Genomic DNA, 11,969 nt, shown 5'->3' with positions numbered 1-11,969 from the left:
GACAACCTCCCCAAAGCCAACACCGACGCGGAAAGCAAAACGCAGCTTCCGGCCTTTGGCCGGTCGCTGGCGGCGCTCTGTCCAATGTCAGTGTCTCCCTCGCCACTGGGCTGGTGTCACGCCTTCCCAGGTTCGAAACGCCCGATAGAACGAGCCGGTGTCCTGGAAACCCAGCAGGAAGGCTATCTCTTCAATTCCATTGCGTTTGTCTGAAAGCAGGTCGCGGCCGAGTTCCTGCCGCGCCTGCTCAATCAGTGCTCGATAGTTCGACCCCTGTTCGGTGATACGACGCTGCAGGGTTCTTTCGCTCATGCCGAGCTCGCGCGCCACCTCGGAAATCTCCGGCTTGCCGCTTGCGATGCGGCGTTTGATCAGAATCTTGACCTGCTCCGGCAGCGAGGATTGCGCCTCGATCTCCCCAAGGGAGGCCGCAAGCGCGGGCTCCAGAATAGCCAGCAGTTCGGGATTATGCCCGGCAAAGGGAAGATCGAGATCGTCGCGTTTCAGCACCATGGCATTCTGTGGACAGCCGGTGCGGATGGGTGCGTTGAAATAACTCCGATGGACGTCGGAAACAGGTTCACGGCGAATCATCTCCACCCGAGCCGGGGTGACATGTCTGCCGGTGCCCCGCCGCCCCAGTTCGAGAAGGGCGGCGAAAGTGACGTCGGCCACAGCATCCGGCTCGGCCTCGCCAGTATGTAACCATCTTACGGCGATCCGGGCTTCGCCGCCGCTTTCCGTTACCGAAAGCTCTTCCGGGGTGCATAGCCGCTTGAAGCGGGCCAGCCGGTGCAACCCGTCGCGATAGTCGCGGGCAAAGAAGGCTGACATGGTGGCGGGTGGATGCATCGCCGTGTCTGTCTCGACCGTCATCCGGAGGCCGATGGCCGGATCCTGCGACAGGTCCTCGACCGCCCGCCACAGGTCGAAATATTGCGCCGTGGTCAACCATGCGTCCGGGGCGATGTGCAGCGTTGCGGGAAGCTTCGCCTGCCGCAGCAGGGCCGGGGCGGGCAGCCCCATACGCTCCGCCGCCCGCCAGAAAGCCTGAGGCAGCCGGCACCTGTCGCTTAAATCCCTGCTCATGATCCGACCTCCGGCCCTTTTTTTACATCTGGCTTCTGATCAGCCTGTCGAAGGCCCGGTCGCCGAACCACTTGCGCACGCCGATCATCAGCCGGGCGTATTTTCCGGCCGCATAACGTGTCTTCGGGCGGGCGGACCTGACCGCATTACTTACCACGTCGGCAATGACCTCGGGATCGGTGCCCATACCCTTACCGTAGCTTCGGTCCATGGAAGCCGCAACGCTCTGCGCCATCTTCGCATAAGGGCCGTTTGCCGAGCGTTCGAGGAGACCCTGCGCTGCGGCCGCGCCGAAACCGGTCTCGATCAGGCCCGGTTCGATCACCACGACGCGGATGCCGAATGGCTCGGCTTCCAGCCGCAGACTGTCCGACCAGCCTTCCAGCGCGTGTTTGGTCGCGTGATACCAGGCACCCAGAACGGTGTAGATCTTGCCGCCCATCGAGGTGATGTTGACGATGGTGCCTTTGCCCCTTGCGCGCATGGCCGGCATAAGGAGTTGGGTCAGGCGGGCGGTGCCGAAAACGTTGACCTCGAACTGGTAGCGCGCCTCGTCGAGCGAAATCTCCTCGACCGGGCCGTAGAGCCCGTAGCCGGCGTTGTTCACCAGCACGTCGACGCCACCGGATCGTGCGGTAATCGCGGCAACGGTGGCGACGATGTCCTCGTCGCTTGAGATGTCCATGCGCAGCGCAACCGCGCCCAGCTTTTCCAGGTCCGCCATCCTGTCGATGCTGCGCGCGGCGACATAGACGAGATAGCCATCGGCGATCAGGCGTTTGGCGATGCTTTTGCCCATGCCGGATGACGCGCCGGTAACGAGGGCGGTCGGTTGGGTTCGTATGTTCATGTCGGCACCTCTTGCTCTTGGATAGGGCCAACATAGGTCGCGCATCGTGCCATCGCAGTGGCGGAACACGCCATATTTATGGTGCAAGCCGCCAGGTCTCGTCTTTCAACCTTATGAGGGGCAACCTTATGAGGGGTTTTCCGGCGTGATGCCGACGGCCACGTTCTGGTCGGTGGCGGCAATCGAAGCGGGCAGCGGCACTTTTCTCTGTTTCTCGCGGATCAGCGTGAGCAGGCCGGAGCCGACGATGAGGGCGATGCCGACCAGCATCCATCCGTCGATACGGTCGCCGAAAATCAGGTAACCGAACAGGATGGCCCAGAGCATCTGGCTATATTGGGTCGGACCGATCATGGCGGCGGGCGCATATTGGGCGGCATACATGACCAGTACGTTGCCAAGCGCGCCGAGCAGACCATATCCCGCCAGCAGCAGCCATTGCTCGCCGGCCGGCATGATGAAGGTTGGGAGCATGGCGATGCCGCTTATGGTGAGACAGCCGAGCACACCGGCACCATAAAGCGACACATTCTTTTCCGACGGTCCCATGGCGCGGAAGATGACGATGCTGAGCGCACCGCTGAAGCCACCGATGATGGCGCCGAGGTGGCCGACGCCGAGTTCGCGGAAGCCCGGCCGCAGGATGACCAGCACGCCGAGGAAACCGATGATGACGGCTGACCAGCGCTTGATGCCAACCTGTTCCTTCAGGAACACCACCGACATGACGGTGACGAACGAGGGGAGCAGGAAGATCAGCGCGAAGGCTTCCGCCATGGAAAGATGGGTAAAGGCGGTCACGCTGCCGACTGCGCCGGTGCCGGCGGCAAAAAAGCGGATGATCCACAAAGGGCGGTTCGTCGTTCTGGCGATATCCACCCAGCGGTCGTTGCGTTTGCGGATGAAGGGCAGGGCGGCAAAGCCGAAAAGGGCGCCGAAGAAGGCCGATTCGATCGGCGAAATCTGGCCTTCTATGAGTTTAACGCTTGCATCGCTCCAGGCGTAGGCAGCGAAGGCGGCAAAGGCGAGCAGAATGCCTTTCAGGGTCTGGTCGGACACGGAAACACCGGCGAAAAATCGAGTTGATGAAAACCGCCGGTGGTTTGACCGTCAGTTCATCGATCTATGCTCGTCCGCCTTGATTTTTGCAATATCCCGCAGTGCAGCAATCAATACATCCGGCGTTTGTGCACCGCTTATGGCGTATTTCTGGTCGATGATGAAGAAGGGCACGCCGGCGACGCCCATTTGCTGCGCGGCATCAATTTCGGCGATGACGGTATCCTTGTCGGCGTCCGAGGCCAGAAGCCGCGCTACGACCTTGGCGTCCATGCCGGATTTTTCGGCCACATCGGTCAGCACCGCGTGATCGCCGATGTTGCGCCCTTCCTCGAAATTGGCCTTGAACAGGGCGGTGACGACCTTTTCCTGAACGTCGCGGCCTTCGGAATGCGCCCAGAGCGACAGCCGATGGGCGTCGAGCGTGTTCGGGCCGATCTTGATCGCATCGAAATCGTAATTGAGGCCGACTTCCCTGCCGAGCTGCACCAGCGTGGCATGCGCCTGTTCCAGGCGTTCCTTGCCGAGCTTTTCCTCGAGAGCGGCTTTCTGGTCGACGCCTTCAGGCGGATAATCCGGGTTGAGGCGGTAAGGACGCCAGTTCACGTCGACACTGATTTCGTCCTGCACCTCAGCAATGGCGAGATCGAGCCTTGCCTTGCCGAGATAACACCACGGGCAGACCATATCCGATACGACGTCGACAACGATGCGTTCCATGGTTTTATCTTCCCTTTTCTCTGCCGGGGATGGGTGCGGTGCGGTTTATTGCGCCCGCGCATCCCACCAGGTCTGTTTCTGATTGCCGGATATCGGCGTCATATCCGGGCGGTCGATATATTTCCAGCGGGCCACCCATTGCGCGCCGATATAATAGAGCGGAATGACATAGTGGCCGGCAACGAGAAGGCGGTCGTAACCGCGCACCGCCGCCTGAAAATCCTCCGTCGACCGCGCCTGCAGCAGGGCCTCGATCATGCGGTCTATATCGGGATTTGCAGCGCCCGCATAGTTGAAGCTGCCCTGCGCATCCCGCGAGAGCGAACTCCAGCGGTTGAGCTGTTCCATCCCCGGTGAGAGCGAGGAGGGCAGGGAGCGGATGATCATATCATAGTCGAAGCTGTTCGAGCGGGCCTGATATTGCCCGTCATCGACCGAGCGGATGCCCATGGCGACGCCGATCAGGTTGAGCGAACGCTGATAGGCAAGCGCGATGCGCTCCTGCGCCGGGTTCTGGGTCATGATTTCGAAGGCAAGCTGACGACCGTTGGCGTCGGACATCCTGCCGTTCTTGATGCTGTAGCCAGCCTCTTTCAGCTTGTCGACGGCCATTTTCAGAACTTTGCGGTCCGCGCCGGTGCTATCGGTGGTCGGCATGGCATAGGTTCCCGCCAGCAGTTCCGGCGGCATGGTTTTCGCCGCGTCGCCAAGCAGGGCAAGCTCGCGCTCGTCTGCGGCATTGCCATAGGCGCCGAGCGGGGAGTTCTGCCAGTAACTCTGCGTGCGCTTGAAGGAGCCGCCGAGGATGTTCTTGTTCATCCATTCGAAATCGAGCGCATAGGACAGGCCCTCGCGCACCTTTTCGTCGGCGAAGACGGCGCGGCGGGTGTTGAAAACGAGGCCGAACATGCCGGTGGGCAGGCGCGGCTGGAAGACGTCCTTGACGATATCGCCGCGATGGACGGCCGGGAAATTGTAAGCCTGTCCCCAGTGCGAGGTATCGGAAGTGCCGTTGATGGCGTCGCCTTCAGGATAAATGTCGATATCGCCCTTCTTGAAGGCCTCGAACATGGTGGTGACCTGAAGGAAATAGGTGACGCTGATCTCGTCGTAATTGTCGAAGCCGACCTTGCCGGGAATATCCTTGCCCCAATAGTCCGGGTTCCGCTCCCAGATGATTCGTTCGCCCGGCCGCAGGGTTTTGATTCGGTATGGACCCGAGCCGACGACCGGGCCGAGGCCCGCCTGCTCGAATTTTTCCGGATCGATCGCATGTTTCGGCAGGATCGGGGTGGAGGAGGCGAGAATGAGCGGCGTTTCGCGGTTCGCCTTGTCATTGAAGGTGAAACGCACGCTGCGATCGCCGATTTTTTCCAGCTTCGCCACGCCGTCCAGACGGGTGTTGAAGGGCGGGCGGCCTTTTTCCTTCAGGAGATTGAAGGTGAAGATGACGTCATCCGCGGTCACCGGCTCGCCGTCGGACCATTTTGCCTTCGGGTTGAGGTTGAACTGGACGAAGCTGCGCTCCTCATCCCACTCTGCGGTTTCGGCGAGCAGGCCGTAAAGGCTGAAAGGCTCGTCGCTGGAGCGCAGCATCAGCGGTTCGTAAAGAAGATTGCCGAATTCCGGGTCCCAGACGCCGCGTGCGGTGGTGCGCATTCCCTTGAGAACGAAGGGATTGAGGCTGTCGAAGGTGCCGACGACGCCATAGGAGATGCGGCCGCCTTTCTTCACGTCCGGATTGACGTAAGGGAGGTGGCGGAAATCTGCCGGCAGGGCGGGCGTGCCATGCATGGAAATGCCGTGAAGCGGCTGTGCCAGGGCGGTTCCGGCGGGAAGCAGGGATGATCCCAGAAGGAACAATGCGGGGATGAGGGCCGCAAGGTTGCGCATGTCACTATCCTGTCTCAACGGTCAGTCCGATATGTGGACCTGACCGGTTTATCGTCATGATTCTGGCAGATATGTAGCACACGGACATTGCATGACCCATGCAACGGCGGGAAATCTTGGGTCAGCTCAAGAAAAAGTTAAAGAAGTGCTGGATATCGCCGCGATCGGCATGTAACAGGGGGACCGGAAGAGACGGGTCACGCATTTGCCTCATTTAAACGACAGTTGAACGGGCAGAAGGATACCGCCATCGGCGAACAGGATCTTGCGGTTCTGTTCTGGCAGACATTCAGGAGACGGAACTCTTATGATGCACAAGGCAAACACATTCACCCGGACGGCTCTGTCCGCTCTGGTCCTTTCTCTCGGCGCAATGTCCGCTCCGGCCATCTCGCAGGCGCAGGATGCCGCGCCCGCCGCTCAGGGCGCCGGCGCTCCGCCGCTCGGCTGGTTCAAGACCTGCTCCAAGCAGGAAGACAACGATGTCTGCGTCGTGCAGAACGTGGTTCTTGCCCAGAACGGCCAGATGATCACCGCCGTCGGTCTCATCACCGTTGAAGGCAAGGTCAACCGCAAGCTGCTGCAGGTTTCCGTTCCGACCGCGCGTCTCGTTCCTCCGGGCGTGATGATGCAGATCGACGGCGGCAAGGGCCAGAAGCTCGACTACGCCGTTTGCCTTCCCGACAAGTGCACGGCCGAAGTTCCGCTGACGGACGCCATGATCGCTTCCCTGAAGAAGGGTAGCGAGGTGGTCTTCACTTCCATAAACTTCCGCCGCGCGCCGAACCCCATCAAGATCGCGCTCTCCGGCTTCACCGGCGCCTATGACGGCCCGGCGATCACCCAGTCGCAGCTTGCCGAAAGCCAGCGCAGCCTGCAGGAAGGCATGCAGAAGAAGGCTGAAGAGGCCCGCAAGAAGCTGGAAGCCGCACAGGACGCTGCCAAGGGCGCGCCGAAGCCCTGATTGCAGCGTAAGCTCCCAAAACAGGAAAACCGGTCTGGCGACAGACCGGTTTTTTTATGCCCCTGGGAGGGAGGGGAGAAATTTGACGGGCGTCAATGCGCCGTCGACATTTTCGGGCGCCATTCGCCGTTCGGCGCCTTGTCGAAGATGCGGCCGATATTGGGATTTCGGAGCGGCGTCTCGTTTTCGTCGTGGACGAGGTTCTGTTCGGAAACATAGGCGACATATTCCGTCTCCTCGTTTTCGGCCAGAAGATGATAGAAGGGCTGGTCGCGATCCGGCCTGATTTCCGCAGGGATGGCGTTCCACCATTCCTCGGTATTGGCATATTCCGGGTCCACGTCGATCACCACACCGCGGAACGGAAACACCTTGTGGCGGACGATTTCGCCAAGCGTGAATTTTGCGTTTCTTTGTTTCATGGCATGTACTTCCTTTCCCAATACTAGTTGGTATCGGAATGCGAAATATCAAGACCTAGCGGTTTTGGCGCCGGTCTGCCGTCCGCGTTCAGCGCCTTCTGCCGATGGGCGCGGTGGCGATGATGACGCCACCGGTGACCAGCACGATGCCGATGGCGTGATAGGTCTCGAAAGTTTCCCCAAGGAACAGCGTGGCCATGAGGATCGAGACCGGCGGCATCATGTAAAGCGTGATGCCAGCGGTGGCGGGACCGAAGACGCGCACCGTATGGGTGAAGCAATAAAAGGCCAATAGTGAGGCGAACAGGATGATGCCGCCGATCTTGGCCCAGGCCATTGGCGTGGCGGGCAACATGCCGCCCTGCGCCAGTTCCAGCGCCGCCGGCGGCAGAAGCACGAGCGCGCCGGAAAAGGCGATCAGGCCGAAAAGGCTGAAAGAGGCCATCTGCCGTGCGGCGGGATCGCGCAGCAGCAGCGAATAGACCGCAAAGGCGATGGCCGCAGTCAGGATCGCGAAATCGCCAATGTTGAAATTCAGGTGCCAGAGGGCGGACATATCGCCCTTGAGCACGATGGCCGCCACGCCGGCAAAGGCGATGACCATGCCCGCCACTTCCAGCTTGCGGATCGGGCGGCCCTGGAAGACGCGCTGGAACAGGATGATGAACAGCGAGGACGTGGTGTAGATCAGCGTGCCGTTGGCGGCCGTCGTCATGGTCAGCCCCCAATAGACCACGCCGCCGCAGATGCCCATGCCGAGAATGCCGAGGACGAGCCAGAGCAGCGTTTTCCGCCGCACGAAGGCAAGGCAGTTGCGCCAGTCGGCGATCATGAAGGGGGCGATGATGAGGGTCGAGCCGATCCAGCGGATGAAGGCGGCGATGAAAGGCGAGACTTCGCCGACGACGCCACGGCCGAAAATGACATTGCTGGAGAAAAAGAACGGCACAGCCAGAAAGATGAGCCAGTCCGAAAGGCGGGTTTGCTGAGAGGCTGGCTTGTTCGACATTGTTCGCGATATGGCTGGGCTTCAAAAGAAAACGGCGGCCTCCTGGGAAGCCGCCGCGATGGAAAGGGACGCCCTGAGAGCGTCCCGAATGCCGATCAGGCCGAGTAGTACATGTCGAATTCGACCGGATGCGGGGTCATTTCGAAACGCATGACTTCCTGCATCTTCAGCTCGATGAACGAGTCGATCTGGTCGTCGTCGAACACGCCGCCGGCGGTCAGGAACTTGCGGTCCTTGTCGAGGCTTTCCAGCGCTTCGCGCAGCGAGCCGCAGACGGTCGGGATCTTCTTCAGTTCCTTCGCAGGAAGGTCGTAAAGGTCCTTGTCCATCGGCTTGCCGGGATGGATCTTGTTCTTGATGCCGTCGAGGCCGGCCATCAGCATGGCCGCAAAACCGAGATAGGGGTTCTGGGTCGGATCCGGGAAGCGGACTTCGACGCGCTTTGCCTTCGGGTTGGAGCCGAAGGGAATACGGCACGATGCGGAGCGGTTGCGCGCGGAATAGGCGAGCAGAACCGGCGCTTCATAACCCGGAACTAGACGCTTGTAGGAGTTGGTGGTGGGGTTGGTGAAGGCGTTGATGGCCTTGGCGTGCTTGATGATGCCGCCGATGTAATAGAGGCAGGTCTCGGAGAGGCCGGCATATTCGTCACCTGCGAAGGTCGGCTTGCCGCCCTTCCAGATCGACTGGTGAACGTGCATGCCCGAGCCGTTATCGCCGAAGATCGGCTTCGGCATGAAGGTTGCCGTCTTGCCATAGGCATTGGCGACCTGGTGCACGACGTACTTGTAGATCTGCATCTTGTCGGCGCTGGAGACGAGCGTGTCGAACTTCACGCCCAACTCGTGCTGTGCGGCAGCCACTTCGTGGTGGTGCTTTTCGACGACCACGCCCATTTCGGCCAGAACCGTCAGCATTTCGGAGCGCATGTCCTGGAGGCTGTCGATCGGCGGAACCGGGAAATAACCGCCCTTGACGCGCGGACGGTGGCCGAGGTTGCCGGTCTCGTAATCCGTGTCGTCGTTGGACGGCAGTTCGGACGAATCCAGCTTGAAGCCGGTGTTGTAGGGATCAGCCTTGTACTTCACGTCGTCGAAGACGAAGAATTCCGGCTCCGGGCCAACGAAAACGGTGTCGCCGATACCCGACGCCTTGAGGTAGGCTTCGGCCTTCTTGGCGGTGCCGCGCGGGTCGCGGTTATAGGCTTCGCCAGAGACCGGGTCGAGGATGTCGCAAAAGACGACCAGGGTGGACTGGGCGAAGAACGGGTCGATATGGGCGGTGGCCGGATCGGGCATCAGCACCATGTCGGACTCGTTGATGGCCTTCCAGCCGGCGATCGAGGAGCCGTCGAACATGACGCCATCGGCGAACATGTCTTCGTCCACACAGACAACATCCATGGTGACGTGCTGCAGCTTGCCCTTGGGGTCGGTAAAGCGCAGGTCCACGAACTTGATGTCGTTATCCTTGATCTGCTTCAAGATATCGTTTGCGGTCGTCATTTAAACGTTTTCCTTGAGTGTGATGATGACGAGGTGAAAACCCAAGCCTCCCCGGCTCGGGACGTTTTTGATTATATGGCGTCCACGCCTGTTTCACCGGTACGGATGCGGATGACTTCCTCGACATTGGAAACGAAAATCTTTCCGTCGCCGATACGTCCTGTCTGCGCCGCATTGCGGATCGCCTCGATGACGGCTTCCGCATTCTCATCCGCCAATACGACTTCGACTTTCACTTTCGGCAAAAAGTCCACGACGTACTCTGCTCCGCGGTAGAGTTCCGTGTGGCCCTTCTGACGACCAAAGCCTTTTGCTTCCGTGACCGTGATTCCCTGAAGTCCGACTTCCTGAAGGGCTTCCTTCACTTCATCGAGCTTGAAAGGCTTAATGATCGCTTCGATCTTTTTCATGAGAAAATATCTCTCCGCTTCTCCCGTTAAAGCAGGTAACTCCCGCTCTGCCACAAGAATGCACGTATTGTGCCAGATCGGAAGCGGGCTTGAAGAAAAAACTTCGATCCCCCGGCTTTCCGACACAAAATGCATTCGCTTTTTGCGCTTTTCCAGCCAATTTCTCGCGGAAACCCGAAAAATCCATCAGCATTTCTGTGAATTTGTATTATTTTAGTTTTTTTGAATATTTGGAAAGGTGTGAGCAGGGCAGTAGCTGTTTGTTTATATTTTATGCATTTGTCTATTATTTAGACATGGCTATTTGCTTATTTTTGTATCGATTGCCTTTCCGGCGTTTTGAAGGGATGATCGGGACATGAAATCCCTTCCGCGCCTCTTCCTGATCGATCCTGTTGCCATGGCCCGCATCGATGTGGCGGCCGGGCAATCCGGAATTCCTCTTTATGACCTGATGGAGCGGGCGGGGCAGGCGGTTGCCGCCTCAGTGCTGCGTCACTATCCGCAGGCGCAGCGTTTTGTCGTACTCTGCGGCGGCGGCAACAATGGCGGCGATGGTTATGTGGCGGCGCGGGCGCTTTTGCAGAGTGGGGCGGTCGTCGCGGTTCATCATCTCGGCGATGTCGGCGCGCTCAGCGGCGATGCGCGGACGGCGTTCGAGCGGAGCGGCGTGACGCCGCTGCCGCTTGACGGCTATGCGCCTCTTGCCGGCGACGTGGTGATCGATGCGGTGTTCGGGGCCGGATTGTCCCGCGATGTTCCGCAGGAGCTTATTCGGGTGATCGAGACGGTCACGCGGGCGAAGGTGCCGCTTCTCGCCGTCGACCTCCCCTCGGGCCTCTGCGGCAGGCGGGGCGTACCTCTCGGCGCATCGTTCAGGGCCGAGCGGACGGTGACTTTCATGGCGCGCAAGCCGGGTCATCTGCTGATGCCGGGGCGGGAGCTTTGTGGAACGCTCGAGGTGTTCGATATCGGCATTCCGTCCCGCATCCTTGACGCCCATGCGGGATCGGTGGCGGAAAATGATCCGCTGATCTGGCGGGATGCCTTGCCTCATGCCGATATGGAAACCCATAAATTCCGTCGCGGGCATCTGACCGTCTTTTCCGGTCCGGCCCATGCGACGGGCGCAAGCCGCATGACCGCGCTTTCGGCACTGAAGGCGGGGGCGGGGATCGTCACCATCGCCGCGCCGAGGCAAGCGCTCGACGTGCTCTCCGTCACGCTGACGGCGGTGATGAACGCACCGGTGGACGATGCCGACGATCTGCGGTTGTGGCTGGACGATGGGCGTCATGGCACTTTCGTTCTCGGACCGGGTTTCGGCGATCTCGAAAAGGCGCGGCAATTCGTGTCCCTGCTTGGAGACAGGGCGGTGGTGCTGGATGCCGATGCGATCACGGCTTTCAGGGATCACAAGGAGGACCTGTTTGCGCGTGTCACGTCGGGCACGGGCAAATTCGTGCTGACGCCGCATGAGGGCGAATTTGCGCGACTGTTTCCCGATCTTGCCGCCGACAAGATGCTGAGCAAGGTCGAGAAGGCGCAGGTCGCCTCGGCGCGCAGTGGTGCTGTACTGGTCTACAAGGGCGCGGATACGGTGATTGCCGCGCCGGATGGCCGGGCGCTGGTCAACACCAATGCTCCCGCGAGCCTTGCGACGGCTGGATCAGGTGATGTGCTGGCCGGCATCATCGGCGCGCTGCTGGCGCAGGGAGCTCCCACCTTCGAAGCGGCCGCGGCCGGTGTTTGGCTGCATGGTGAGGCCGGCCACCGGGCGGGAGACGGCTTGACGGCGGAAGACCTCGCCCATGCGGTTCGGCCGTTTGGGTGAAGTGGTCTGATTGTGTTGGGGCAGGCCTGTGAACCTGGTCTTTGCTGGCCGCTCGCTGAACCTACGATCTTACCACAGTTTTATCATCCGCACTTCGTCACCCCGGGCTTCGGGGGCCAGCGCGATCAAGGACTTGATCGCAATAGACTCTTCTCACGGCGCAGACGCGCCGTGGCTGGATGCCGGATCAAGTCCGGCATGACGAAGGAGAGGT

General features: G+C 60.4%; 11 protein-coding genes. 2 read left to right on the top strand and 9 right to left on the bottom strand.

Going from position 1 to position 11,969, the window contains the following annotated elements:
• Positions 1 to 87 precede the first annotated feature (87 nt).
• The 5 genes from L901_RS22040 to L901_RS22020 all read right to left on the bottom strand — a co-directional run bounded on the left by L901_RS22040 (position 88) and on the right by L901_RS22020 (position 5,611).
• On the bottom strand, positions 88 to 1,026 hold the full coding sequence (locus tag L901_RS22040) for an AraC family transcriptional regulator (RefSeq protein WP_059760277.1): 939 nt from the start codon (positions 1,024 to 1,026) through the stop codon (positions 88 to 90).
• A gap of 85 nt (positions 1,027 to 1,111) precedes the next feature.
• Entirely contained in the window at positions 1,112 to 1,939 is an 828-nt protein-coding gene (locus L901_RS22035) for an oxidoreductase (protein WP_059760275.1), read from the bottom strand.
• A 126-nt stretch (positions 1,940 to 2,065) separates the two neighbouring features.
• The gene (locus L901_RS22030; protein ID WP_059760274.1) at positions 2,066 to 2,998 is read right to left on the bottom strand and encodes a DMT family transporter; all 933 of its coding nucleotides are present in this window, start codon (positions 2,996 to 2,998) and stop codon (positions 2,066 to 2,068) included.
• A gap of 51 nt (positions 2,999 to 3,049) precedes the next feature.
• Positions 3,050 to 3,718 (bottom strand): DsbA family oxidoreductase, encoded by a 669-nt coding sequence (locus tag L901_RS22025; RefSeq protein ID WP_059760272.1) that lies wholly within the window; start codon positions 3,716 to 3,718, stop codon positions 3,050 to 3,052.
• 45 nt (positions 3,719 to 3,763) lie between these two features.
• Entirely contained in the window at positions 3,764 to 5,611 is a 1,848-nt protein-coding gene (locus L901_RS22020) for an extracellular solute-binding protein (RefSeq protein WP_059760270.1), read from the bottom strand.
• 307 nt (positions 5,612 to 5,918) lie between these two features.
• On the opposite strand from L901_RS22020, the gene L901_RS22015 reads away from it, so the two are divergent.
• Entirely contained in the window at positions 5,919 to 6,575 is a 657-nt protein-coding gene (locus L901_RS22015; protein ID WP_003523420.1) for an invasion associated locus B family protein, read from the top strand.
• Between the two features lie 92 nt (positions 6,576 to 6,667).
• Here L901_RS22015 and hspQ read toward each other — a convergent pair whose 3' ends face one another.
• The 4 genes from hspQ to L901_RS21995 form a co-directional block, all read right to left on the bottom strand.
• Positions 6,668 to 6,997 (bottom strand): heat shock protein HspQ, encoded by a 330-nt coding sequence (gene hspQ / locus L901_RS22010; RefSeq protein ID WP_003523419.1) that lies wholly within the window; start codon positions 6,995 to 6,997, stop codon positions 6,668 to 6,670.
• An 88-nt stretch (positions 6,998 to 7,085) separates the two neighbouring features.
• The gene (locus L901_RS22005) at positions 7,086 to 8,006 is read right to left on the bottom strand and encodes a DMT family transporter (protein WP_059760268.1); all 921 of its coding nucleotides are present in this window, start codon (positions 8,004 to 8,006) and stop codon (positions 7,086 to 7,088) included.
• Positions 8,007 to 8,101: 95 nt separating this feature from the next.
• The gene (gene glnA / locus L901_RS22000; RefSeq protein ID WP_059760266.1) at positions 8,102 to 9,511 is read right to left on the bottom strand and encodes a type I glutamate--ammonia ligase; all 1,410 of its coding nucleotides are present in this window, start codon (positions 9,509 to 9,511) and stop codon (positions 8,102 to 8,104) included.
• 71 nt (positions 9,512 to 9,582) lie between these two features.
• Complete coding sequence (locus L901_RS21995) at positions 9,583 to 9,921, bottom strand: P-II family nitrogen regulator (RefSeq protein WP_003515720.1); 339 nt, start codon at positions 9,919 to 9,921, stop codon at positions 9,583 to 9,585.
• 358 nt (positions 9,922 to 10,279) lie between these two features.
• Here L901_RS21995 and L901_RS21990 point away from each other — a divergent pair, with 358 nt between their 5' ends.
• Positions 10,280 to 11,755 (top strand): NAD(P)H-hydrate dehydratase, encoded by a 1,476-nt coding sequence (locus L901_RS21990; protein WP_059760264.1) that lies wholly within the window; start codon positions 10,280 to 10,282, stop codon positions 11,753 to 11,755.
• The last annotated feature ends 214 nt before the right edge of the window (positions 11,756 to 11,969 follow it).

This window comes from Agrobacterium sp. D14 (assembly GCF_001526505.1).
Taxonomy (GTDB): Bacteria; Pseudomonadota; Alphaproteobacteria; order Rhizobiales; family Rhizobiaceae; genus Agrobacterium; species Agrobacterium leguminum.
Note: the sequence above shows the minus strand (reverse complement) of the source record. Positions and strands in the feature narration are given on the sequence as shown.

Excerpts from the sequence above, each read along its gene's own strand:
- L901_RS22040 (WP_059760277.1), bottom strand. The coding sequence starts at position 1,026 with ATGGGGCTGCCCGCCCCGGCCCTGCTGCGGCAGGCGAAGCTTCCCGCA.
- L901_RS22035 (WP_059760275.1), bottom strand. The coding sequence starts at position 1,939 with ATGAACATACGAACCCAACCGACCGCCCTCGTTACCGGCGCGTCATCC.
- L901_RS22025 (WP_059760272.1), bottom strand. The coding sequence starts at position 3,718 with ATGGAACGCATCGTTGTCGACGTCGTATCGGATATGGTCTGCCCGTGG.
- L901_RS22020 (WP_059760270.1), bottom strand. The coding sequence starts at position 5,611 with ATGCGCAACCTTGCGGCCCTCATCCCCGCATTGTTCCTTCTGGGATCA.
- L901_RS22015 (WP_003523420.1), top strand. The coding sequence starts at position 5,919 with ATGATGCACAAGGCAAACACATTCACCCGGACGGCTCTGTCCGCTCTG.
- hspQ (WP_003523419.1), bottom strand. The coding sequence starts at position 6,997 with ATGAAACAAAGAAACGCAAAATTCACGCTTGGCGAAATCGTCCGCCAC.
- L901_RS22005 (WP_059760268.1), bottom strand. The coding sequence starts at position 8,006 with ATGTCGAACAAGCCAGCCTCTCAGCAAACCCGCCTTTCGGACTGGCTC.
- glnA (WP_059760266.1), bottom strand. The coding sequence starts at position 9,511 with ATGACGACCGCAAACGATATCTTGAAGCAGATCAAGGATAACGACATC.
- L901_RS21995 (WP_003515720.1), bottom strand. The coding sequence starts at position 9,921 with ATGAAAAAGATCGAAGCGATCATTAAGCCTTTCAAGCTCGATGAAGTG.
- L901_RS21990 (WP_059760264.1), top strand. The coding sequence starts at position 10,280 with ATGAAATCCCTTCCGCGCCTCTTCCTGATCGATCCTGTTGCCATGGCC.